Annotated in this window: 25 protein-coding genes and 1 pseudogene; 8 read left to right on the top strand and 18 right to left on the bottom strand. The window is 38.3% G+C overall.

Annotated features, from left to right (window positions below; translation table 11 throughout):
* Positions 1-42 precede the first annotated feature (42 nt).
* The 3 genes from B5473_RS10390 to B5473_RS10380 all read right to left on the bottom strand — a co-directional run bounded on the left by B5473_RS10390 (position 43) and on the right by B5473_RS10380 (position 5679).
* Positions 43-1392, bottom strand: coding sequence for a TrkH family potassium uptake protein (locus tag B5473_RS10390; RefSeq protein WP_079524842.1), 1350 nt, complete (start codon positions 1390-1392; stop codon positions 43-45).
* 104 nt (positions 1393-1496) lie between these two features.
* Positions 1497-2261, bottom strand: a complete 765-nt coding sequence (locus B5473_RS10385; protein ID WP_079524840.1) for a TerC family protein — start codon at positions 2259-2261, stop codon at positions 1497-1499.
* Between the two features lie 370 nt (positions 2262-2631).
* Entirely contained in the window at positions 2632-5679 is a 3048-nt protein-coding gene (locus B5473_RS10380; protein WP_079524837.1) for an efflux RND transporter permease subunit, read from the bottom strand.
* Positions 5680-5898: 219 nt separating this feature from the next.
* On the opposite strand from B5473_RS10380, the pseudogene B5473_RS10375 reads away from it, so the two are divergent.
* Positions 5899-6552: pseudogene (locus tag B5473_RS10375) on the top strand (NRDE family protein); the annotation flags it as partial.
* A 734-nt stretch (positions 6553-7286) separates the two neighbouring features.
* Here the strand turns inward: B5473_RS10375 and B5473_RS10370 are convergent.
* The 3 genes from B5473_RS10370 to B5473_RS10360 form a co-directional block, all read right to left on the bottom strand.
* On the bottom strand, positions 7287-8858 hold the full coding sequence (locus B5473_RS10370; RefSeq protein WP_079524833.1) for a peptide chain release factor 3: 1572 nt from the start codon (positions 8856-8858) through the stop codon (positions 7287-7289).
* Between the two features lie 66 nt (positions 8859-8924).
* A complete protein-coding gene (locus tag B5473_RS10365) occupies positions 8925-9485 on the bottom strand; it encodes a VanZ family protein (RefSeq protein WP_254865294.1) in 561 nt (186 codons plus the stop codon).
* Positions 9486-9561: 76 nt separating this feature from the next.
* Positions 9562-11031 (bottom strand): UDP-N-acetylmuramoyl-L-alanyl-D-glutamate--2,6-diaminopimelate ligase, encoded by a 1470-nt coding sequence (locus B5473_RS10360; protein WP_079524831.1) that lies wholly within the window; start codon positions 11029-11031, stop codon positions 9562-9564.
* 845 nt (positions 11032-11876) lie between these two features.
* Between B5473_RS10360 and B5473_RS10355 the strand changes: the two genes are divergently transcribed.
* Positions 11877-12965 (top strand): two-component system sensor histidine kinase NtrB, encoded by a 1089-nt coding sequence (locus tag B5473_RS10355; protein WP_254865293.1) that lies wholly within the window; start codon positions 11877-11879, stop codon positions 12963-12965.
* Positions 12966-13013: 48 nt separating this feature from the next.
* On the opposite strand, the gene B5473_RS10350 is transcribed toward B5473_RS10355, so the two are convergent.
* Positions 13014-14402 carry an aldehyde dehydrogenase gene (locus B5473_RS10350; protein WP_079524827.1) on the bottom strand — a complete coding sequence of 463 codons (1389 nt, stop codon included), beginning with the start codon at positions 14400-14402 and terminating at the stop codon, positions 13014-13016.
* 320 nt (positions 14403-14722) lie between these two features.
* Here B5473_RS10350 and B5473_RS20660 point away from each other — a divergent pair, with 320 nt between their 5' ends.
* Both B5473_RS20660 and B5473_RS10345 read left to right on the top strand, forming a co-directional pair.
* Positions 14723-14875, top strand: coding sequence for a hypothetical protein (locus B5473_RS20660; RefSeq protein ID WP_008403534.1), 153 nt, complete (start codon positions 14723-14725; stop codon positions 14873-14875).
* Between the two features lie 129 nt (positions 14876-15004).
* Positions 15005-15490 (top strand): hypothetical protein, encoded by a 486-nt coding sequence (locus tag B5473_RS10345; RefSeq protein WP_079524825.1) that lies wholly within the window; start codon positions 15005-15007, stop codon positions 15488-15490.
* 144 nt (positions 15491-15634) lie between these two features.
* Here B5473_RS10345 and aroQ read toward each other — a convergent pair whose 3' ends face one another.
* The 3 genes from aroQ to B5473_RS10330 form a co-directional block, all read right to left on the bottom strand.
* Positions 15635-16075, bottom strand: a complete 441-nt coding sequence (gene aroQ, locus B5473_RS10340; protein ID WP_079524824.1) for a type II 3-dehydroquinate dehydratase — start codon at positions 16073-16075, stop codon at positions 15635-15637.
* Between the two features lie 234 nt (positions 16076-16309).
* Positions 16310-16945, bottom strand: coding sequence for a thermonuclease family protein (locus tag B5473_RS10335; protein ID WP_079524822.1), 636 nt, complete (start codon positions 16943-16945; stop codon positions 16310-16312).
* Between the two features lie 20 nt (positions 16946-16965).
* Positions 16966-17547 (bottom strand): phosphatidylglycerophosphatase A family protein, encoded by a 582-nt coding sequence (locus B5473_RS10330; RefSeq protein WP_079524820.1) that lies wholly within the window; start codon positions 17545-17547, stop codon positions 16966-16968.
* A gap of 190 nt (positions 17548-17737) precedes the next feature.
* Here B5473_RS10330 and B5473_RS10325 point away from each other — a divergent pair, with 190 nt between their 5' ends.
* The 3 genes from B5473_RS10325 (at position 17738) to B5473_RS10315 (ending at position 19596) form a co-directional block, all read left to right on the top strand.
* The gene (locus B5473_RS10325) at positions 17738-18457 is read left to right on the top strand and encodes an alpha/beta hydrolase (protein ID WP_079524808.1); all 720 of its coding nucleotides are present in this window, start codon (positions 17738-17740) and stop codon (positions 18455-18457) included.
* Positions 18458-18648: 191 nt separating this feature from the next.
* Entirely contained in the window at positions 18649-19164 is a 516-nt protein-coding gene (locus tag B5473_RS10320) for a YjcG family protein (RefSeq protein ID WP_079524806.1), read from the top strand.
* Between the two features lie 3 nt (positions 19165-19167).
* Positions 19168-19596 carry a GNAT family N-acetyltransferase gene (locus tag B5473_RS10315; protein WP_079524804.1) on the top strand — a complete coding sequence of 143 codons (429 nt, stop codon included), beginning with the start codon at positions 19168-19170 and terminating at the stop codon, positions 19594-19596.
* Positions 19597-19689: 93 nt separating this feature from the next.
* Here B5473_RS10315 and B5473_RS10310 read toward each other — a convergent pair whose 3' ends face one another.
* The 6 genes from B5473_RS10310 to B5473_RS10285 form a co-directional block, all read right to left on the bottom strand.
* Positions 19690-19938 carry a stage VI sporulation protein F gene (locus tag B5473_RS10310; protein WP_079524802.1) on the bottom strand — a complete coding sequence of 83 codons (249 nt, stop codon included), beginning with the start codon at positions 19936-19938 and terminating at the stop codon, positions 19690-19692.
* Positions 19939-19956: 18 nt separating this feature from the next.
* Complete coding sequence (locus tag B5473_RS10305) at positions 19957-20109, bottom strand: YjcZ family sporulation protein (protein ID WP_079524800.1); 153 nt, start codon at positions 20107-20109, stop codon at positions 19957-19959.
* A 63-nt stretch (positions 20110-20172) separates the two neighbouring features.
* A complete protein-coding gene (gene spoVAE, locus B5473_RS10300) occupies positions 20173-20547 on the bottom strand; it encodes a stage V sporulation protein AE (protein WP_079524798.1) in 375 nt (124 codons plus the stop codon).
* Positions 20544-21539 carry a stage V sporulation protein AD gene (locus B5473_RS10295; RefSeq protein WP_079524796.1) on the bottom strand — a complete coding sequence of 332 codons (996 nt, stop codon included), beginning with the start codon at positions 21537-21539 and terminating at the stop codon, positions 20544-20546. The genes spoVAE and B5473_RS10295 overlap by 4 nt, the downstream gene beginning before the upstream one ends.
* Entirely contained in the window at positions 21533-21988 is a 456-nt protein-coding gene (spoVAC, locus tag B5473_RS10290) for a stage V sporulation protein AC (protein WP_079524794.1), read from the bottom strand. Before spoVAC ends, B5473_RS10295 begins: the two co-directional genes overlap by 7 nt.
* Before the next feature lies 1 nt (position 21989).
* A complete protein-coding gene (locus B5473_RS10285) occupies positions 21990-22391 on the bottom strand; it encodes a YhcN/YlaJ family sporulation lipoprotein (RefSeq protein ID WP_079524791.1) in 402 nt (133 codons plus the stop codon).
* Between the two features lie 161 nt (positions 22392-22552).
* Here B5473_RS10285 and B5473_RS10280 point away from each other — a divergent pair, with 161 nt between their 5' ends.
* Entirely contained in the window at positions 22553-23059 is a 507-nt protein-coding gene (locus B5473_RS10280; RefSeq protein WP_079524789.1) for a CotY/CotZ family spore coat protein, read from the top strand.
* 98 nt (positions 23060-23157) lie between these two features.
* Here B5473_RS10280 and B5473_RS10275 read toward each other — a convergent pair whose 3' ends face one another.
* Positions 23158-23484 (bottom strand): 4-diphosphocytidyl-2C-methyl-D-erythritol kinase, encoded by a 327-nt coding sequence (locus B5473_RS10275; RefSeq protein WP_254865292.1) that lies wholly within the window; start codon positions 23482-23484, stop codon positions 23158-23160.
* Positions 23485-23524: 40 nt separating this feature from the next.
* Positions 23525-24895 (bottom strand): magnesium transporter, encoded by a 1371-nt coding sequence (gene mgtE / locus B5473_RS10270; RefSeq protein ID WP_079524784.1) that lies wholly within the window; start codon positions 24893-24895, stop codon positions 23525-23527.
* Positions 24896-24979: the final 84 nt, after the last annotated feature.

Below are 24979 nucleotides of genomic sequence, written 5' to 3'. Positions count from 1 at the left end.
CTTAAAAAGGAAATGGACGTTTTTACGTTTTTTTTAAAATACTTACCCGATGATGATCCGTTCCTTCGGGTAATGGTACTTCTTCTTCTGGGCAGACCCGCCGATTGAATACAGGAAAGAAATGAGTCCTACACGCCCTACAAACATGAGCACCATAATGACCATCTTCCCGAATGCTGTTAAGTCCCCTGTTATGCCAAGCGACATCCCGCAAGTTCCGAACGCTGAAGTAATTTCAAATATGACTTCCATCATCGTTGCGCGGGACTCTGTAATAAACAATACCATCGCAGCGCCGAGCACCATAATAATAGCAAAAATCAGTACCGCAAACGAACGGAATACATCGATTACATGAATTTCCCGGTTAAAAATTTGAATTTCCGACTGCCCGCGGGAAAATGCGATTAAAAACAAAATAACTATTGCAAATGTCGTTGTACGGATTCCGCCCCCAACAGAACTTGGTGACGCCCCGATAAACATTAGCGCACTCATAAAGAGCTGTGTCGCCTCGTTAAACGATGTTACGTCAAAGGTCGTTAAACCGGCCGATCTGGTGGAAACCGATTGGAACATGGCCGTAAACGCCGCCTCATGCCATCGCATCCCTTTAAATGACTGGAAAGATTCAATAATAAAAATTACAACTGAACCAAAAATAAATAAAGCTACATACGTGAATGTCGTAACCTTTGTAAATAAGCTAAAGCGAAATGCCGGATCCTTTTTCGTTAAATAGGCCTTCACTTCAATTAATACAGGAAAACCGATTGCTCCCAGGAAGATTAAAATCATACAAACAAATTGGATGAAATAGTCGTGGTGAAACGGCTGCAAACTCATTCCTGTAATATCAAAGCCTCCATTTGTTGTCGCAGAAATGGCCGCAAACAATCCATTAATCGCCGACTCTTCCCATGTCGCAAAATAACGCTTAAAATGAACCGTTAATATAAAGGCACCGGTAAGTTCAATCATAAACAGCAGCTTGGCAATTTGACGAATTAATGCAACAACACCTGATAAATTATACTGATTATGGTCAATCATGATGAGCTGACGTTCACGCATACCAATTTTCTTACCAAACAGCAGCCATAAAAACGTACCGATGGACATTATCCCGATCGCGCCAAATTGCAGGATCAGCAAAATCATTGCAAGCCCAAAGCTACTGTAGGTCTCTGCTACAGTAACGGTTGTTAAACCCGTTACACTAACCGCACTAACTGCCGTAAATAGACTATCCAGAAACGATACGTGGACGCCTTCCAAATGTACCCCTGGAAGGCGCAGCAATAGAAACGAAATTAAAATGGCTACAGAATAATAAGTGATTAAAATTTGGAAAGGAGTGATTTTCCGCTTTTCGAACTTTTTAAAAGGCATATGATGGCCTCCGATAATTAATTACATTTTTTCTAGTATAAAGAATACTATAGAAAATGAAAAGAAGATACTTCTAATAGTTGAAGTATCTCCTAAATCATTTATTATTCTGCTTTAGCTTTTTTGTTTTTGTACACACTTACTAAATAGCCGCCTACTGCAAGTCCAAGGAGCACGACCCAGAAGATTGCTTTCCATGTTGTAGAATGAGGGAAATGCGGGTCGATAATTGCCAAGTTCTCATGTCCTAATGCTAATACAGCCAATTTGACACCTACCCAACCTACAATTAAAAAGGCCGCAGTTTCCAATGTCGGATAGTCGTTTAACAGTTTAACAAACATTTGTGCCGCGAAACGCATAATGACAAGCCCAATAAAACCACCAAGGAACATAACAGCAAATGGACCGGCATTAATTCCGCCAATATGGTAATCACTAATATGCGGTAAAGTCATAGCAATAGCTACTGCTGCAAGCATTGAGTCAATCGCAAATGCAATATCCGCAAGCTCTACTTTTAATACTGTCATCCAGAAACCAGAGCCTTTACCTTCTTTGATTTCCGAATCCTCATCCTGCTTTTTAAAGTGATTATCGTATAGATGTTTTATGGATATGAATAATAGATAAGCCGCACCAAGCGCCTGAATTTCCCAGTATTTCGCTAAGAACGTAATAAGGAACAGTGCGATGAAACGGAATACGAACGCACCGAATAATCCGTAAAATAATGCCTTTTTCTGTTGTTCTTTCGGTAAATGTTTAACCATTACTGCCATTACAACTGCATTATCTGCAGCTAACAGTCCTTCAAGGAATACTAATACAAGTAAGACCCATGCGTATTCTAATAAAATTGCTTCCATGAAATTTCTCCTCCTTATTATTTACTTGTACCCAATAAATTAGGCGTTAATAATGTAAATTTGAAAAAATACCCTTTTTGGTCAAAAAAGAAAAGACCTCTGCCTATGTAATATAGGCAAAGGTCTTGCTAAGCACATAATGCTATCACACCCGATGGCTCCTAACCATGTAATGACGAATGTGAAGTAAGTACATTTAAATATAGCGCTTATCTAAAACGACAGGCTGCTACTTAAATCTCTTATAGCTACTCCCCTTTGACAAATGTCAATTGGATATTCAATTCAATTATTATATTGCTATTTTACCGATAACGTCACGAAAAATCAAACCATTCTTTTAGAATTCATCAAAATTTTACATAACGATCTATTGTTTTGCTTCCCTTTCAATCAAGCTGTAGATAATCGGTACGATAAATAACGTCAGAATTGTTGAACTGATCAGCCCTCCAATAACGACAACTGCCATTGGCTGATTCATTTCTGTCCCTTCGCCAATTCCCAATGCTAATGGTACCAACCCTAAAATAGTCGTCAGGGCCGTCATTAAAATAGGTCTCATACGATCCTGCGCGCCAGTAATAATGGCATCTTGTATATTTAATCCGAGCTGTCTTTTTTGATTAATATAATCAATGAGAACAATACCGTTATTCACGACAATCCCTACTAATATAAGGATTCCGATAATGGCTGTGACACCGAGCAATGTATTTGTTACAAATAATGAAACAGCGACACCGATAATCATTAACGGAACACTGAACATCATAACAAACGGTAGCTTAAATGATTCGAATTGAGCGCCCATTACTAGATAAATTAAAATGACCGCCAGCAGAATGGCTAAAATCATATCTTGTTTTGCACTGTCGAACAGTTCACGGTCACCGCCAAAAACAACTTTCGATGTTGCAGGAATGCCGTCTTCTTCAATTGCTTCATCCACTTTTCGGGAAATGCCGCTAAGTGATTCGGACGTATTGTATTTTACAAATACCGCAACAGCCGATGCCTGATCCGATCTTCGAATAGCCGTTTGGGTTTCTTTTATTTCAACCGATGCCAGCTGCTGGAGTTCGACAAACACCCCGGCATTTGTTCGAAGCTTCATCGTTTTAAGTGCTTCTACATCTTCGCGATACGCTTTTCCGAAACCAGTGTATACTCCAAGTACTTCACCATCTTCGGCTATAATCTGTGTTGTAAATGCACCTCGTGTCATCATATTGACGGTTTGCGCGATTTGTGCGGGCATTAGCCCATATTGTAGTGCATCATCACGATTTACTTCAATTTGAATTTCCTCTTTCACTTCATCCAAATCAGTCGTTACCTCAATAACAGAGTCAATCTTTGCAACACGTTGCTGGATGGAAGCGACCGTTTTTTTCAGCTGAGGCTCATTGCTGTCTGTCACACGGAATGTTAAGGAGTTCGGTGTTGATCCGGAAGAAGATGACAGTGAAAACGTCACTTCTGCTCGCTCTCCAATTTCCTGCTGTACTTGTTTTTCAAACTGCTCAACAAACTCAAAAATGGAGCGATCTCGTTCTGCTAATTCAACAAGTTTGACTGAAATTTCCCCTTCATTTTGTTCACTAGTACCTCGCGATAAAGATTGCTGATTTCCACCAATTAAACTAACCACTACATCAACTTCTTCATAATCCTTCGCCATATCCTCGATCTCCGAAACAATTTGTTCTGTTTTTTCAACAGTCGCACTATTTGGAAGCTCGACGGATAAGGACACAAACCCTTCATCTGTCGGTGGTAAAAACTCTGTACCTGTTTTATATAATGTAAATCCGGATATACCTACCAAGACGATTGTGATTGATAAAATAAGAGCCCGTCTCTTTAAACTCCATTTTAGTGCTTTTGAATAATTTCGATATAGCCAAGATTCCTGGCGCTTCTTCACTACAGTCGAAGGTTTTGTACGTAAGAAACGGCTGGCCAGCATCGGAACAACTGTTAGTGCCACCAATAGCGAAGCAATCAAACTAAATGAAATCGTTAACGCAAACTCTACAAATATTTGTCCGATTAACCCGCTTATAAAAATAACCGGCACAAAGACCGCAATCGTCGTGACAGTAGAAGCGGTAATTGCTAAAGCTACTTCTTTAGCTCCATTTAGTGCCGCTTCTTTCGGATTCTCCCCGAGCTCTAGATGGCGCTCAATATTTTCTATTACAACGATGGCATTATCCACTAACATCCCGATTCCTAGTGCAAGGGCACCCAGTGTCATAATGTTCAAAGAAAAGTCCGCAAAGAACATCAGCACAAACGTTACGATGACTGAAAAAGGGATCGCAATTCCGATAATAAGCGGGCTTTTTATTCCGGATAAAAAGATGAAAAGCACAAGCATCGCAAACAGCCCGCCAAAAATTAGTGAGGAGCTAATATTACCGATCGCCAAGCGTACATAGTCCCCCTGGTCAAATAAAATAGTCGCTTCAATTCCATCATATTGGGGCTCATCTAATAATTGTCCAAGCTCCTTCTGAAAAGTTTCAGAAACGCTTTCGGTATTTGCACCAGACTCCTGCAAAACCGATATTAATACAGCCTGCTGGTCATTGGCCCTTGTAATGGTTTTCGTTTCCTGCTCTTTTCGTTCTACGTTTGCTATATCCTGTACTTTTATTGCTTCACCTGTTAATGGATTGACCGAAAGTACAACATTCGCTATTTCTTCCGGACTTGTAAACAAGCTGACTACTCGAGTCGTTAACAACTGATTGTCTTTTGTACTTAGCTCTGCACCCGGCATTGAAATATTACTCGACTGGATAATTTGCATTACATCATTTTGCGTTAAATTATTTTGCTCGAGCTTCTGCGCATCAAGCTCAATCTGTACTTCTTCTACTATTTCACCGGAGACAGTTACACTTGCTACCCCTTCAGTTCGTTGCAATTCCTGCTCAAGAGATTCGGCAATTTGTCGGATATCGACTTCTTCACTTTCTGCTGACAGTGCCAATTGTATGATCGGAAATTGCGATGGATCAAACTTCAAAAAGCTCGGCCTTCCAGCATCTTCAGGAAGTGGGACAAGGTCAATACGTTGTAAGATGTCCGTTTGAACATCATCCATCTTCGTTGACCAGTCAAATTCCAATATAATCAAGTTTGAGCTTTCCAGCGATGTCGACTGCACTCGTTTAATCCCCGGCAATGTCGCCAAGGAGGCTTCAAGCGGCTTTGTCACTTTTTCGTTTACTTCTATTGGACTTGCTCCCGGATAGCTTGTCACAACAACCCCAATCGGCGGATTTAAATCGGGTATTAACGTAACTGGTATTTTAAATAATGAAACTGCGCCGAGTATTAACACGAAAATCATTGAAACAATTGTAAAAACCGGGCGTTTTATAGAAAACTTGCTTATATTCATCGGTGGAAAGTCCTTTCAATTTATCTTTATATTATTTAAAATTCGTGTAGAGCTATCTTTTTCCCTTTTATCATTCGACAAAAACTTATATTACTACAGCAAAATGCTACAAAAAATCATACAAAGTAGGCAATGTTTTAGCAGTTTATATCGTGAAATCCAGTGAAATATTTGAGGCTGGATTGCCTTGCCTACCACTCAAACTACGGAGGTCCATTTATGTGTTTAATTGCATTTTCCTATAAAGTTCATCCATCCTATCCGCTCATCATCGTTGCAAATCGTGACGAATTTTATGACCGTCCGACAGCAGCCGCCCATTTTTGGGAAGATGAACCTGAAATATTAGCCGGACGAGATTTACGTCAGCAAGGAAGCTGGATGGGCGTGTCGAAAAATGGGCGTTTTGCCGCCATCACAAATTACCGTGATCCGCGCCTTCCTGAAACCGGCCAATTGTCACGTGGAGAAATTGTACGGTTGTTTTTAACTTCGACGGAACCGACAGACTCGTTTATCCAGTCACTGCGTGCAAAAAGAGATTTGTACGGCGGCTTCAATGTTTTGCTTTATGACGGCGAAGATATGCATCATTACAATAATATTTACGATGAACACCGCATTGTAGAAAGCGGTATCCACGGTGTAAGTAACGCTACTTTCAATACACCATGGCCAAAAGTAAATTCAGCGAAGACTGTACTGGAAAATACAGTCGATAACGAGGCAATCGAAATGAACACCTTAATTTCGCTATTGGCAAATGACGAAATCGCACAAGATGAAGTATTGCCAAATACTGGCGTAGGTATCCATCTGGAACGGTCCTTATCAGCTCAATTTGTAAAAATTCCTAATTACGGCACTCGCTGCTCCACAGCGATTGTTTTCCACAATAATGAGGAGATTGATTTTCTTGAGCGGACATATGAGAACGGGAAATTTAAATTTGACCGGTCTTACCGTATTGATACAGAGGAATGAGCAAATGGAGAGGAGTTTGGGGATGGCGATAAGTTCTACTTTTTTGTGCTTTCTTTCAACATTCCGGGTGATTCTTTCTACTTTCTCCCGGAAATGTTCTACTTTTCTCGTTCTAATTTCTACATTTTAGCACGAAAGTTCTAATTAATTTCTGGGTTCTACTTTCTCGCGCTTTTGTTCTACCTTCCGGGTGAATCGCTCTACTTTCTCCCGGAAATATTCTACTTTTCTCGTTCTAATTTCTACATTTCAACCTGAAACTTCTAATTAATTTCCGGGTTCTACTTTCTCGCGCTTTTGTTCTACATTCAGGGTGAATCGCTCTACTTTCTCCCGGAAATATTCTACTTTTCCCGTTCTAATTTCTACATTTCAACCTGAAACTTCTAATTAATTTCCGGTTCTACTTTCTCGAGCTTTATTTCCACTTCCCCAATAAATCACTCTACTTTCTCCCGGATATGTTCTACTTCCCCCGTCCACCGTTCTACATTTCAGCTCTAAACTTCTAATAAACGCCACGCCCAGCCCAACTCAGCACCCCCGCATCACATCATAGCTCCAAACGCAAAAAACCCCGGCAATTTTCTTTCAAAGAAAATCACCGGGGCTTTAATATTAGATTATAACAAGCTGTATAATTGAATATTTTCGTTTTTCTCAGAGAACCAACGCATCGCAAATTCGTTTTCGAATAAGAATACTTTATTATCGAAACGGTCTTTAACAAGCATTGAACGTTGAGAATGCATAGAATCTTTCACGTCTTCTTCGTTTTCAATCCAACGTGCAATCTTGCTGCCAATCGGCTGCATGATTACTTCTACATTGTATTCATTAATCATTCGATGCTGGAATACTTCAAACTGTAATTGACCAACCGCACCAAGGATTACTTCTTCAGTATGCATTGTTTTGAAATACTGAATTGCGCCTTCTTGTACTAGTTGCAGAACACCTTTTTGGAATTGCTTCCCTTTCATTACGTTTTTCGCCGAAACTTTCATGAAAATTTCAGGTGTGAATTGAGGTAATTTTTCAAAGTTGAATGTTTTCTTACCGCCGACTACTGTATCTCCAATTTGATACGTACCTGTATCATAAAGACCGATAATGTCACCGGCAACAGCTTCATTTACTGTTTCACGATCATCTGCAAGGAACTGTGTTGACTGTGTCACTTTGAAAGACTTACCTGTACGTGAAAGTGTCATGTTCATTCCGCGCTCAAATTTACCCGATACGATACGCACGAATGCAATACGGTCACGGTGTGCAGGGTTCATATTCGCTTGAATTTTGAAAATGAATCCAGAAAACTCGCCATGATCTACAGGATCAATAAATTGCTCATCTTCCGTAATACGAGGCTGAGGAATCGGTGCAAATTTTAAATACGTATCAAGGAATGTTTGAACACCGAAGTTCGTTAATGCCGAACCGAAGAATACTGGTGTCAATTCACCACGTGCAATTTTATCTTCTGAATACTCATTTCCAGCTTCATTCAGAAGTTCGATATCGTCGATAGCCTGTGAATAGTACGATGTTTTTTTCATATCATTATCTATAGCTAAATGCCCTTCTTCATCAAGTGGTAAGTAGCGGTCACCTTCTTCTACACGGAACTGCTCAATACGTTTGTTGTAACGGTCGTAAATTCCTAGGAACTCTTTCCCCATACCGATCGGCCAGTTCATTGGATATGCATTAATGCCAAGCACTTCTTCCAATTCTTCAATAAGCTCTAGTGGCTCTTTCCCTTGACGGTCCAATTTGTTGATAAATGTAAAAATCGGAATACCGCGCATTTTACAAACTTTGAATAGCTTTAATGTTTGGGCCTCAATCCCTTTAGCCGCATCGACTACCATGACAGCCGAGTCAACAGCCATTAACGTACGGTACGTATCTTCCGAGAAGTCTTGGTGTCCAGGTGTATCCAGAATGTTTACACGGCAGCCTGAATAATCGAATTGCATAACAGAAGAAGTAACCGAGATCCCACGTTGTTTCTCGATTTCCATCCAGTCAGATGTCGCAAACTTTCCTGACTTCTTTCCTTTTACTGTTCCTGCATCACGAATCGCTCCACCGAATAATAGTAATTTTTCTGTAATCGTCGTTTTACCAGCATCCGGGTGACTGATGATGGCGAATGTACGACGCGATAATATATCTTGTTCTAAAGTCATTAATTTCGTCTCCTTTTTTCATACTTTCTTATTTTAAAAGACAACAGTCATTTGTTACAACCTTTTTTACTTTGACGTGCTCATTTTACGTAATCTCCGGAATATTTTGAAGAGCATAAAGCCGATTACAATGGCAATTGCATTTAATAATACATCATCGACATCAATACTACGACCAATAAAATATTGTGTTCCTTCAATAAATAACGGGATGATGAATGCAACAATATGCATGATGCGCCATCCTCTGAATTTTTTCCATAACAGTGGAATAAAGAAACCAAAAGGAATAAACAGAACAATATTGCCTGCCAAATTGTAAAATGCGATATTTGCCAATGGACCATTCAATTGGTCATAATACAACATAATTGTTTGTAATGGGGTAAAATTGCTGCGCACATATGCAGTCGAAGTATCAAAAATGATCTGTCCATTCGAGAATTGGAAGTTTGGGATAATCGTTTGTGAAAAAATACTGACACTGTAAAAGAAAAATACGAGCATCACCAATTCGCGCCGCACATTTCTTGTTTTATTTTTCATATAGAACATTCGCAATATGCAATAAATTGGGAAGCTCACAGTGCAATACGCAATCATACTAAGTAAAAATGAATGGATCATTTTTGTCACCTCCAAAAAAATCCACCGTTAACGCCATTACGTTAACACGGTGGATTTGAAAAAATTATAGCATAATCTATACAAATTTTAACTTTCCAGCTTCAATCGCAATTTTCGCATCACTATGCGGATATTTTGTATTTTCGATAATTTGGTAGTCCTCATGACCTTTACCTGCGAAAATAATAATATCACCAGGATTTGCTACGCTTACTGCATGTCTAACAGCTTCCGCACGGTCACCGATACAGGCATAATTTTTATGTTTCATGCCTTTTGCCAAATCACCCGTAATACTGTCAAATTCCTCATAGCGCGGATCATCCGTCGTCAAGACAACATAATCAGCAACAGATGCTTTTTCTGCCATTGTCGGACGTTTCGTTTTATCGCGTCCGCCACCTGTACCAACAAGGAAAATCAATTTATTTTCCGGTTTTTTATATGGCATTGCCGCATTGATCGCTTTTTCAATTGCATCCGGTGTATGTGCATAGTCGATAAACATTTGAATCGGTAAATCCGTATCTACTTTTTCCATACGCCCTTTCACCGGCGGCAGCATTTCAATTTGTTCAATAATGACATCAATCGGGAAACCGCGAGCATAGAACACGGCTGTTGCTGCAAGGACGTTGTAAATATTAAATTCACCTAGTAAATGCATCGATACCGGGAATGTACCCTCCGGTGTTTCCATATCAAATTGCGTCATTCCATTTTCATAATTGCAGTTTACCGCACGGAAAATCGCATTATTATGCAATCCGTAAGTCCAAATTGGATATGGTGTCATTTCCGCATAGCGCTCAGACCATGGATCATCCGCATTTAAAACGACATGCTTGTTTTTCTCCAAATCTTGTCCAAGCTGAGAAAACAGTAAACCTTTTGTGTTTCCGTAGTTTTCCATCGTACCGTGGAAATCTAGATGGTCATGCGTTAAATTTGTAAATACCGCCACATCATAGTCAACACCGGCTAAACGGCCTAATGCTAAACCGTGTGATGAAACTTCCATAACCATTGCACGACAGCCTTCGCTTTTCGCACGGAAAATCATCTGTTGTGTATTTAATGAATCACTTGTCGTATTTGCCGATTCATATAGCACTCCATTTAAATTAAAACCGATTGTTCCTGACAATGCCGATTTTTCACCAAGTCCGATTAATATATTGTGAATAATTCCAGATACACTTGTTTTCCCATTTGTACCGGTTACCCCGACCATCATAATATCCTTCGATGGATAATCAAAAAACTTTGCCGCTAAAATGCCAAGTGTACGTGTCGTATTTTTTACGATTACTTGTGCAATTTCTCCCTCTAATTGTAATAGACGTTCTGTAACGATTACAGTTGCACCTGCATCAACTGCCTTTTGAGCATAATCATGCCCGTCCACCGTAAAACCTTTTATACAAATAAATAAACTGTTTGGCTGTACACTGCGCGAGTCAATCGCAATATCGGTAATCAGTTTCGGTAATTGACCTACAACTTTTTTTTGCATCAGTGTACTTAAAAGTTCTTCTGCATACATAATTCTTTCCCCCACAATTGCAATATAATTGCGAATGATAATTTTCTTCTATGTACTAATCATCATACTGTGCATAGATTGAAATTTCCACGCTTTTCATTAACTGTAATGTTTCCGCATAAAATAAACATGTTTGCAGTATAAGGACTTTGGACATATAATACATAAGTTCATTTTTCTCATTATTGACTCAATATACAGAATTTAAGAACTGTAATTATATTAAAATAGAGACTCCACTTTATTTCCTTATTTAATTTATTTATACGTTATATCTATCATATCAAAATTCGCCATTTATCGACATCATGAATTACTGTATCATTATAGTTAATATTACTTATCCGAGGTGTTTTATGCAGCAACATGAAATTTTGAATAAGCGAAATTTGCTTATGATAATCACCTATATTTTTTCCGCTATTGTATTTGCTGTTGTAATTACTTCTCAGCTTTTGAAGCATCATCCTACTTTTTTGATTGTATGTGTTGTAAGCAGTCTTCTGCTCGTGGCATTTTATTATGTTAAATTGCCGCCAAAAACCCTTCAAATAATTATAATCGTCTGTTGGCATTTACTTGCTTTTCTTTTTAATTTTCAAAGTGTTAGTATTATTACCTTTTATGCATTTCTTTATATTATCGCAATTTTAACAATTTACCGTTCATCATTAATCTTAGCTATTAATATATTATTAATACTTTTGGAGATTTTTATTTTATATAAGTTATCATTTTTCTCGTTTTCATTATTTAATTCAAAGGATCATTTCCTGTTTTTCAGCTTTTTAATAGTAATTTGTATTGTTAGTATTGGTCAAAGCTTTTTCATTAAGCACATCTGGATGAAGCTAGAGAAGAATGCGATTGATCGTGAAAATTATTTGAATTCCAAACATGCCTATTTAAACTTATTTTTTGAACAGGCAAATGATGCAATTGCAGTATTTGATTTGGAAGATCGTGTCATTGCGGTCAATCCTGCATTTGAAAAATTGTATGGCTGGTCCAAGGAGGAAGCTATCGGGCGTATTTTACCGCTCATTCCCCCGGAAAACGAGGAAGAGTCAAAGCAAAGAAAAGTAGATCTGATGCTCGGCAAGAAATATCATCTGCATGAAACGACCGATATGAGAAAAGACGGCACTTTTTTTGATGCTCAAATTTCGTTGTCGCCTATTTTGAGTCCACATGGTGAGATTATCGGATCGTCTGTAATTTCGCGTGATATTTCTTATATTAAAGAAAATGAAAATCTGATTTTACAATCGGAAAAATTAAAGCTTGTCGGAGAACTAGCTGCGGGTGTTGCCCATGAAATACGCAATCCGATGACGGTCATTTCCGGCTATGTTCAAATGATGAATGAAGATTCTGATTCACCTTACTATGAGTATACAAAGCTCATTCAAAATGAAACAGAGCGGATCGAATTAATTTTATCGGAGTTTCTTGTATTATCTAAACCTCAAGCAAACCAGTATGCCCCAATTAATTTGGCGGAAGCTTTATCGGAAGTCGTCCAGTTTCTTCAATATGAGTTCCAGTCAAAAGCGATTTCCTTGAAAATTATTAATGAATTTTTAAACATTACAATTTTAGGAAATAAAAATCAATTGAAGCAAGTATTTATAAATTTATTTAAAAATGCGATTGAAGCGATTAATGAAGATGGTTCCATTACATTGCAAGTATGCAAAAGTAAAGATGAGAAGGAAATTTATATCCAAATTATTGACACTGGATGCGGTATTCCGCCAAATGTACTTGATCGGATATTTGAACCTTTCTATACGACGAAAACAAATGGAACTGGGCTTGGCATGATGATTATTAATAAAATTGTACAAGATCATCAAGGGTCCATCAAAATTAAAAGCAAGCAGCATGTCGGGACTGAAATATTATTAACATTCCCGATAATGACACAATAATAGAAGAAGGCTTTCCTGAGTTCACTTTCGGGAAAGCCTTCTTTTTTCTTATTTCATAATTGTTCGAACAAGCTTTACTTTTTGTTTATATGGAGGATATAGCAAACTATTTGCCAGTTTATTAGAACGGTGCATAATCGATTTCGGGTGTGTGAAGTTTTCGAAACTTGCTTTCCCGTGGTATGCTTTCACTCCTGAAGGCCCTACTCCGCCAAACGGTAAATGAGTATTGCCGACATGTGTAATAACATCATTTATACAGCCCCCGCCAAACGGAAGCTCTTCTAAAAAGTACGCGATGGCTTTTTCATTTTCCGAGAACAAATAAGCACTTAATGGTTTTGGCAATTGACGAATTTCATGAATCGCTTTTGGTAAATTCTCATATGTCATAACTGGTAAAATCGGTCCGAAGAGTTCATCTTCCATCGAAGGTCGATCCCACGTAATATTTTCCAGCACTGTCGGTTCCATATATAAATCTTCTCGGTCTGTACGGCCACCAAATGTGACAGTATCCCGTTCATTCTCTAAAATTTTCTGCAGACGGTCGAATTGGCGTTCATTAATAATACGCCCGTAGTCCGCACTTTGCTGTGGATCATTACCGTAAAATTCTTTAATTGCTTTCTTAAGGAGTCGCGTAAATTTTTTTGCAACGCTTGTATGGACAAGAACATAATCAGGCGCCACACATGTTTGTCCTGTATTATTAAATTTCCCCCATGCAATCCGCTTCGCAGCAACATCCAAATCTGCTGTTTGGTCGACAATTGCAGGACTCTTTCCGCCCAATTCCAATGCAATCGGTGTAAGACGCTCTGCTGCTGCTTTTGCAACAACCTTTCCAACCGCTACACTTCCCGTAAAGAAAATATAATCAAATGATGCGTGGATTAATGCCGTTACTTCATCCTTTTCTCCTTCTACAACACGTACATATTCAGGAGAGAATACTTCTCCCAGAATTTTTTTCACAATAAATGCTGTATTTTCAGCAGATTCCGATGGTTTTACAATCGCGGTATTTCCCCCGATAATTGCCCCAATCAATGGCTCCATAATCAACTGGAATGGATAGTTGAAGGGTCCAATAATTAATGCCACTCCATATGGTTCACGTACAACATAGCTTTTTGCTGGCTGGAAATGAAGCGGAGTTTTGACAAGCTGCGGTTCCATCCAGCTATTTATATTTTTTAAAAAGTAGGAAATACTATCATAAACAATACCAATTTCAGTTGTGAATGCTTCAAACTCGCTTTTTCTTAAGTCCAGTGCTAAAGCTTCTATTACTTGTTCTTCGTATTTTTTTATTGTTTCTTTTAATTTTACGAGCTGTTCTTTACGAAATTCTACATTTTTTGTAGCGCCAGTAAAATAAAAAGCGCGTTGATTCTCAATCATTTGTTCAACATCATTTGCAGTAAAATTCATTTTTCTCATCCTTCCCGAAATTAATATCCGTGACCTATACAGAAATCCAGCTTCATTCATCAACGGCTAAAGAAAATAATCATTTTTATTGAATGAAGATAAATGTATGCATAAATTATAGCTGTTCACACATATTAACTATAGTAATAACTACTACAAAGTTTAAAAAATATCCTGCTATAAAAAGGAGGCTTCATGATTAAATTGTCTTAATTTTTAATGAAATGTTTATAAATTAAGGCATATGGGAATTTCATAATTAAATTAATAATCGAACATAATAAGTAATGTAAAACAATCGTACAAGGAGGCTATATAAAATGATTATTACTGAAACTTGGTGGGGCGAGATTTTTTCCGGGCCATTATCTATTGGATTAAACGAACAGAAAGTTAAACAACTTGAGGATGAATCATTTTTATACTTTGACGAATTTGTTGCTACTATTCCTAATGAAGAACAAAATACTTAACTTTTAAAAGGACTGTCACAATTGACAGTCCTTTTTAGTATTTTTTTGTGGCATAATGACTATATAATAGTGATTATTACGCTAAGTTCATAGGAGGTTATCCTTATTTTAAATAAATTACTGAAATCTATGTTAATCGCCTTACTTATTTTTGTTTGCGCCGTTTCAGTACAATATATTATAAAAATGAAGAATTCCGATCAGGAAGAAACAATCATTGAAGCAAAAGCATCGATGACTCAGGAGCAATTAAAAACTCATACTATGCTGATGTTGACTGAAATCGTGCTGAAACAGTTTGTCGAAAATATAATGCTGAATATCGAAATTATACCCGTTGATGAGAAACAAAATGTAATCGTCTCACTTAGGGCATCAGAATTTCTTAGTGAAACTACATTGCTGAAAGATAGTTATAACTTACTTAACGAAATCCAGCACGTGGAAGAGATAAATAATATTACATTAAAATGGTTTATGCCTGTAAAAAATAAAAATACGGAAATTTTAAATGTCACTTTTGATGAAGATGCATTAGTTGCTTTCAATGAAATTTCGTATAAAGACATTCCTCAATCAGCTACTCAATATATAAAACATGAGCATTTGGATTAAAAAAATCCTTTATATAAAAAGCGGTTCAAACTTTACGTGTCTTAAAATTTGAACCGCTTTATTTTTATACCTTAAAGAATGCATACCCAAATTTTATTCCTGTATGTTATAGCATTACTGACAATTCAATATTTTCATAAATAATTATTTGTTGATTGCTTGTACTGCTGCTCGAATGCCCAGCAAATAGCTTTCTTTGCCAAAACCAGAGATTTGACCTGTCACAATATCCGCAAACACAGATTTTTCACGGAAACTTTCACGTGCATGAATATTGGACATATGTATTTCAACGGTTGGACCTGTAAAAATATCTAAAGCATCTCGAATTGCATAACTGTAGTGGGTCCAGGCACCAGCATTTAGAACAATTGCGTCAACGCCGGAAAGGTACGCTTCATGAATTTTCTCCACAAATTCACCTTCGTGGTTTGTCTGGAAATTTTCCACTTCAACATTCAGCTCGTTTGCCAGTTCCTGAATCGTTTGATTAATTTCCTCTAAAGTGATCGTTCCATAATGTTCAGGATCACGTTTTCCGAACATGTTGTGGTTAACACCATGCAACATTAAAATTTTTGTCATCATTCTTTCCCCCTTAAAATAAATATAGATCCGAAAAATATAAGTAATTTTAATCCTAAAGATACTTGCCATACCATCATACCAATCCAGTTGATTTATATACAACTTGCTTCTTCAACATGAGCTAAACGGGAAACAAAATCTTCCTTTATGAGGCAAAACGCAAAAAAACGGACTTGAAAAGTTATCTTCAAGTCCGGCTTCATTATTAATAAATTTTTAGTTGCATCAGAATTACTTGGTTACTTCTTCCGGATGGAAACCATCACGCTGCAAATAGTTGTCATGAGCCCAAATGTTCACTTCTTCTTGTTCAGCTTGTTGTTGAATTTCCAAAAGCTCATCTTCCAGAGTATCATTCGGTTTATTGACATACCGCACTGCTGCCAGACCTTCACTTAGTAAAATTTCATGTAAACTAACACCGTCTACAAAAGCATAGGCCAATAATCGATCATATTTATCTGTCTCAGGGCCTTTATCAAACAAAAGTTGAACTGATTCCGCCTGTTCCAGCAGTTCGATCGTACGCTCCTTTGCCTTTTCTGCGTATGGCATAGGTTCGCCTTTGTTATAGTTCATTTCAGGTGTGTCAATCATAAGAAGACGTACACGCTCTTTTTTACCGTCCATTTCGACATTGAATGTATCGCCATCATTGGCATTCAAATATTTCACATCGATTAACTGATTGCCTGTTTTGTCCATCGCAATATCAGTTGTAAGTTTGTATTCTATATTTTGGTCCGTAATTTCAGGAGATGTTGTTTGCTCCGTATCTTTTTTAGGTTCACTAAATGCTAGGTATAAACCTACTGCAATTATAATAGTACCACTCGTAATTAGCGTTTTTACATCTTTTAATTTCATCGTTAATATTTAAACCCTTTCTAAATGTCCGTGTTTGTCTTAGGATTTGGTCCTAATTCTACTGGTGGAATATCCGCGAATGTACCGCCTTCTTCTTCTAAATCGCGCATACGGTGTGCCAATCGTGAAGCTGCACAAGCTGCTATGCTTCCAACTAGATCGTCTAAAAATGTATTTACTGATTCGCCCGCTTTTGTATCAAGCTTTTCAATAATCCCGATTTTTTGCTTATCCAAATGGCCGAAAGTTGTTACGGCAATACTTCCATACGTAAATACTGAGCCTAGTGCCAGCGTTTCATCAACACCAAACAGCCCTTCATCTGCCTCGATAATTGCTTGAAGCGGTGCCGACAATAATCTTTTTTCAGCCAGTTCATCCAGCTCAATTCCGACTAGTACAGCATGTTGCACTTCACGTTTATTTAAAACACGAACAACCGATTGAATACAGTGTTCGATCGTTAATCCTTCATTATATGGTGATTGCATCGTAAACACGATTTCAGCAATATCTTCAATTGTTACATGACGACGTTCCAACGCGTCATACGTAGCTTTTGTTACTTCGTCTGAGTGTACACGAATATTTTTATTATGCATAAGAAATCCTCACTTCTGTTTATTTTAAGCACTCATTTTTCCCGCATTAACAGTTAGTATGACTCCAGCATTTATCGGTAAGTCAACTACCCTTGTTTTAAGTTTCACTTAATGGCTTTCTTTATATATTACACCTTTATTTTACTATATGATACAATTTTAGATACATCAAAATACAGGGGTGACAACATTGGAGAGAGGCACAGTAAAAGATGTTACTTTTTTTAGCAATGCATTAAATGAAGAGTTAGAATTACTAATTTATATTCCAGCGAATTATTCTCCATTATATGAATATAACATTTTAATCGCATCCGATGGTAAAGATTATTTTCAGCTAGGGGGCATTCCGCGTCTAGCAGATGAACTGATCGATGGCTATTTAATTGAAAATACAATTATTGTTGGTGTGCCATACAAAAACTATGAAGATCGAAAGAGAAAATATACACCAGCAGGAGATCAATTTGAAGCGTATATGCGGTTTTTGGCACATGAGCTCGTGCCTTATTTAGATGATGAATTTTCAACTACACAAGTCGGCGGTGGGCGTGCATTAATAGGTGATTCTATGGCTGCAACCATTTCATTAATGACTGCATTCCATTATCCAAATATTTTCGGTAAAGCTATTTTACAATCACCTTATGTAGATGAGCTTGTATTGCAGGGTGTTAAGGATGCGAAAAATGTCAATATTCTTTCGTTGTACCATATTATCGGCCTCCAGGAAGATCAAGTGGCATTAAAGGATGGTACGGTAAAAGATCTGTTAACACCGAACCGTGAGCTGCATCAACTGTTCGTTCAACATGGTATTGATACATTCTATGAAGAATTCAATGGAAATCATACATGGACTTATTGGAAACCTGATCTAAAACGTGCACTAATTGAAATTTTCGGATAATACGGTATGCTGAAATGTTTATTCACAAATTTTTCTGTTATAATTAAAACAATTACGCCTTGGTGTGGCTGTATCTAGATTTTCGTTATCATTTATGTTTGTATAAATCTATGCCATTTACAGGACGTCTCACAATCATTTAGCACGGTGCTATATGAAATTATTTATAATATTTTTAGGGGGTAATGAATTTGAAATACGGTATTGTTGCTTTTCCATCTAAAAAATTACAAGATTTAGCGAACACTTATCGCAAACGCTATGACCCGCATTATGCTTTAATCACACCTCATATTACGCTCAAAGATGCGTTTGACGCGAATGAATCTGAAATCGGGGAAATCTCCAAGCATTTGCAGGAAGTGGCATCAAGGTTTGCACCTTTACAAATTCACGCCTCTCGAATCAGTTCATTTTATCCGACGACGAATGCCATTTACTTCCGAGTTGAGCCAACACCGCAGTTGGAAAATATTCAAAAAGTAATTCAGGAAAAAATCAATTTTGGTGCGCCAAAGCACGTATTTGTGCCGCATATTACAATTGCACAAAAAATGAGCGCTTCCGAGCATGATGATATTCACGGTCAATTGCGTATGGTTGGAGTAGATGAAAAAGATTCAATCGATCGTTTCCACTTGCTTTACCAATTGGAAGACGGCTCATGGACAACTTATGAAACATACAAATTGACTGGAGCTGAGTAATACGTGTTTGAAGTAAAACTAGTTACAACTGACGAAGACCGCGAACATGCATTTGCGCTACGTAAAGAAGTGTTCGTCAAAGAGCAAGGAGTTCCACTAAGTCTGGAATTAGATGAGTACGATGAGACAGCCGTTCATTTCTTAGTAAATGAAGGTGAAAATTCAATTGCTACAGCACGGCTTCGGGAAGTTGAACCGAAAGTCGGAAAAGTTGAACGTGTTTGTGTATTGAACAACTATCGCGGTAAACGACTTGGCGCATTAATTATGGAAGCTGTTGAACAATACGCAAAGAATGCAGCTTTTGAAAAGCTTAAGTTGAATGCCCAAAGTTATGCAGTTCCTTTCTATGAGAAACTGGAATACGCTGTTACTTCCCCGGAATTTATGGATGCCGGCATTCCGCATCGCGCTATGGAGAAGAAAATCTAATTCTTTTAAACTTATAAAAGTAGAAAAACATCCATTTTCCGCAGGAGAAAATGGATGTTTTTCGTATTGTTACGCCACTTTTTAAGTTCCGACTTACCTCATCATTTTCTCGATTTTCGAAAAATCCAAAGATTTACCGTCTTGAATGATTGATTGGACAATTTTGTCTTCAAGTTCACTCGTAATCGGTTTATTTGCGAGACGGCTCACTTTTTTCACGATTTTTCGAACTTGTTTTTCATCCGAGAAATCTGCATATGTTAATGCATTTGCAAGCGTCATAATTTCATCGAAATCAACGCCGGTTTTGCGCTCCACTTTTTTAAAAAACGAACGATCCATATTGTTTACTTACCTCCCTTAAATAAATGCGCTACCTACGATAATAAGTAAAATAAATAGTACAACGATCAATACGAATGTCATACTGTTATTACCGCCATAGCCTGGGGAACAACCATAATCACAACCACCCTGTTGCCAACCTTGCTGCTGCCAACCATATCCAGACATACTTATACCCCCCTTTCTATTTTGTAGTGTATGCAAACACTCAAAAAAAAGGAGGGTATTCGTCTAATCTACTTTTCCTTTAGGCTTAAATATTAATGCCGCGATAAAACCAAACAATATCGCAGCGCTAATTCCGGAGCTCGTCACCTCGAACATACCTGTCAGCAGGCCAATCCAGCCGTGTTTTTCAGCTTCAGCCATCGCTCCATGTGTCAATGAGTTCCCGAACGAAGTAATCGGAATTGTCGCACCGGCACCTGCAAAATTTATTAAGGCCTCATATAAATTAAGTCCATCTAAAATTGCTCCTACTACTACTAAAATGGATAATGTATGACCAGGTGTCAGCTTTCCTACATCCATTAATAACTGACCAATTACACAAATTAAACCACCAACGACAAATGCCACTAAAAATGTAAAGCCGATTGTACTCACCCCATCCCGATTTCAATTGCATGTGCTGTGCACGGAATTGACTCGCCTTGTTGAAATGAAAGCGGCGATAATAGTGCTCCTGTTGCCACTAATAATACGCGCTTGTAACGCCCACTTTTAAACTGTTCCATCATATAGCCGCTGTAGACTGCAGCAGAACAGCCCGCACCACTCGCGCCTGCCAAAAATGCTGTATCTTCACCGTAAAATTCTGCACCGGCATCACGAAATCTTGATAAATCTTCTTTTTTTACACCGCTTTGGGCAAACATTGCAATTAAAATTTTCAAACCGATTTTTCCTAAATCACCCGTCATAATGACATCGTAATCCTGCACTGTCTGCGAACGCTTTTTTAAATGTGCCTGAATCGTATCAAATGCTGCCGGCGCCATTGCGCCACCCATATGAAATGGATCTGTTGCTCCGTAATCAATCACTTTTCCGATTGTTGCGGCTTCTACATACGGAAGCTTCGGCTGATGCTTACCAACTAGTACAAAACCAGCTGCAGTTACAGTCCACTGAGCAGTTGCAGGCTTTTGACCTCCATAATCAACCGGATAGCGAAACTGGCGTTCAACCGAGTTATGCTGGCTTGAAGCACCGGCAATAGAAAAATCACTGGCACCCAGTTCCGTCAATAATGAAGCAATAACTATAGAAGAGACAGATGTTGCACAGGCAGAAAAAAGACCGATGAACGAAACAGCCAGTTCCCGAGCTGCAAAGTTCGTAGGTGTCATTTGATTAACTAAATCCCCGCCCAATAAATAATTAATATCCAAATTATTCAAGTTTGATTTTTTTAAAATAGTCTGACATGCTTCAGAAATAAGCATAGCATTCCCTTTTTCGTTCGAAGCTTCTTGCAAACGTTCGTCGGTCGAAATTTTGTCAAAATACGTTTGGAATACACTTCGCTTTTCCAAAGGTCCCACTACAACACCAGAGGAAAGAATGGATGGCTTTGATTTAAAAACAATTACCACGCGGCGACACCTACCGATACTAGTATTAATTTAATCAAGGTTACAAAAAAGGCCGATACAACTCCAAATAAAATAACCGAACCGGCAAGCTTGAACATGTTACTGCCGACACCTAATACAAGTCCTTCTGATTTCCCTTCAATTGCTGCAGAAACAACAGCATTACCGAACCCAGTTACCGGAACTGCACTTCCAGCTCCCGCAAATTGGCCTAGTTTACGATATTGTCCAAATCCTGTCAGAAGCATGGCGATAAACACCATTGTTGCCACTGTTGGGTTACCTACAGTTTTTTCCGTAAAATCAAAAAACATCATATAAAAAAAGGAAATCGCTTGTCCTACACAACAAATGACACCGCCAACTGCGAAAGCTTTTAAACAATTGATGGCAAGAGGTGTTTTCGGTGTAATTTGATCTTTTAATGTATTGTATTGTTGCTCTTTCAAGTTACGTTTCCTCCTTAGCAAGCTTTTTTAATGCGTGCAATTCTTTCAGCATTTTTTTCTGGTCTTTTTCTTCCATCAATTTAGTCGATTCCCAAAACATTTTAAAATCCGCGGAAACATTGACTTTACTATCGGAAAATTTATCTTCCAACTTCTTTTTCCAATCTTGTTCAATTTTTTCGCGGTTCCATTTTTCAAACGGTTTTAATTGCATTGCCACAAATAATTCATCTTCAATTACTAATAGATTCGCCTGTTCAATTGCATCATCTTCCTTTAAAAGCTTTTCTATTTCCTGCTGATTCTGTACATTGTCTGTCAGCTCATACGTGACAACTTTCTCTCGGTCATTGCAGCCTGCAAGAATTAAAAGCAAGCTCAATGTCATAAGTGCTTTCCACATAGCAGTCCCCCCTTTTGTCCATTTTTCTCCAAGTATAACCTGTCGCATTTTGAATTATTCATCTTGCATAGAAGTTTAGGGAAACCTGTTCATTCGCCCGATTCCTTTGATAGCCGATTCATATTATTAGTAAGAGTTAAGAATACCGGAGGTGAAAAATTATGGGTTGTGGAAGAGGTAATAATGATGTAGGTGAACATCACAAATCACATGGTTGTGTTTGTGAGGTTGTCCGTGCGATTTTAGAAATTCAAAATGCAGCAGTAGAGGATGAATGTACTCGTTGTACAACAAACTGTTTCTTAGAGCCGCTTGGTGGAATTGTTAGCCCATCACGTAACAATGTGGACACACGCGTTTTTACTTTACTAAACAAGGATGGATCTCCATTCTTCGCTACATTTAAAACAGCAACACCTGGACCTTGTGTTTCTATCTATTTCCGTGTAGAGGACGTATTTGATGGTTGCTGTGCTACATTGCGTGTCCTAATACCACGAGATGCAGCTGGAAATACAGTTAATTTAATTTGCGACGGAAAAATTGATTTCAATGAAGTATGTAGAGTGTCACGATTCTTGGCTTCAGACAGCTGTGTCACAGTTGATTTAGATTGCTTCTGTGCTGTTCAATGTATCGATGATGTGGACCTTGGCATCTGTGACTAATTCATAAGAAAAACACATCTCGCGCATATAGCGCGGGATGGTGTATTTTTCATGGAATGAACTAAAAAAAGAGGAGCCATTAACTTGGCTCCTCCTTTTTATAAAGTATGATGAATTAACGCAATCTCATTAGCCTTAATCCAGCGTTTTGTATCATGACAATTCAGCAATACTTGACTACCACTTATTTTATCGATTGACCCGTGTATTTTTTCACCTGATTGCAAAATAAATAACAATACCCTTGGCTCTTTTGTCGGCTTTGAAAAATAATGGAGCTGTCGGGCAATAAGGGTATTTTCAATTTTTTCAGTAGTAGGTCGTACATAGATTGATGTACTTTCTTCCTCTATTTCGACTCGTTTTTCTTGTATATAAACCGGACTTGCAATAAAAAGTAATGGGTGAATTTCCACATTCCACATCCTTTTTCATACAATATGCAAAGTCTTTTCAAATCGTTCCTTACAGAATCCGGCTAATAAATGTCGATGCAAGGCCAAGATAAATAATAATACTTGTGACGTCATTCAACGTTGTAATAAAAGGTCCTGATGCAACGGCAGGGTCAACACCCAGCTTATGCATTAAAATCGGAATAAACGATCCAGCCAGTGTCGCGACGATAATCGAGCAGCAAATCGATGCCCCGACAAGCAAACCGATCATTAATGTACCTTTCCAGAAGAAAATGATTCCGACAACAATGGCACCGCTAACTACCCCCATAATAAGCCCTGTACTTAATTCCCGCACAATCAGCCTGAATTTACTTTTCCCGCCAATATCCCCAGTTGCAATTCCTCGCACCGCTACAGCCAATGCCTGTGTTCCACTATTACCGGATGTACCGGAAATGAGCGGAATAAATGTTGCAAGCAAGGCTACTTTATCGAGCGTTGCTTCAAATATTCCCATAAGTCCAGATGTCAGCATACCTAAAAACAGTAAAATAATGAGCCATGGCAAACGCTTGCCTGCCGCGCGTAAAGGACCCGCATCATTATCATCCATATCCGCAATACCGGCCAGTTTGGAATAGTCGTCCTCTGCTTCTTCTTCAATTACGTCGATAATATCATCGACCGTAATAATCCCTTGAAGCTCACGGCTCTCGTTGACAACTGGAATTGCCAATAAGTCGTAGTCCTTTATCAAGTTCGCGACATTTTCCTGGTCATCTGTTACTTTGACCGAGACGACACGTTCGCTCATAATGTCCCGAATATATAGATCACCTTCAGCGACAATCAGTTCCCTTAACGACATGACTCCAAGCAATCGATGTTCCTGATCCACTACAAAAATATAATAAATCGTTTCGGCGGTTTGGGCTTCCTGACGCAGCACTCGCATTGCCTCACGAACCGTTGCGCTTTCAACGACCGATACATACTCTGTTGTCATAATGGCCCCGGCTGTATATTCTTCATAGCCTAAAAGCTCATTAATTTCATCGACGGTTTCTTCATCCATCATGTCCAAGTAATTTTCCCGTTGCTCGGTATCCAATTCATTGAGGATATCTACCGCATTATCGGTATACATGAAGCCGAACATGGCCGCACCGTATGATGGATCCATCTCATCTAAGTATGTTTTATATTCATCGTCCTCAATTTCAGTTGTTTCAAAAATGATGGCCATTTCTTGAGGAGACAAGTAACGATAAATAATTTGCCGTATGTCCGGGCCCACCTCTTCGTAAAACTGTGCTTGATCATATGGATGGAGTACTAGGAAATGTTCGCGGAACGACTCGATATTTTCTTCATCAAGCAGCATTCGCAAAAACGCTTCATCGTACTGGACTTCATCATTTTTTTCCTCTATCATGCTTGCCCCCTCCTTTCGACTTTTCATAACGAGTTATTTTATGATTAATTACCGTATCTCGTCAAGGTTAATTACGTTTTATCA

The organism is Solibacillus isronensis (genome assembly GCF_900168685.1).
Lineage (GTDB): Bacteria > Bacillota > Bacilli > Bacillales_A > Planococcaceae > Solibacillus > Solibacillus isronensis_A.
The sequence above is the reverse complement of the archived record's forward strand: the minus strand, read 5'-3'. Positions and strand labels throughout refer to the sequence as shown.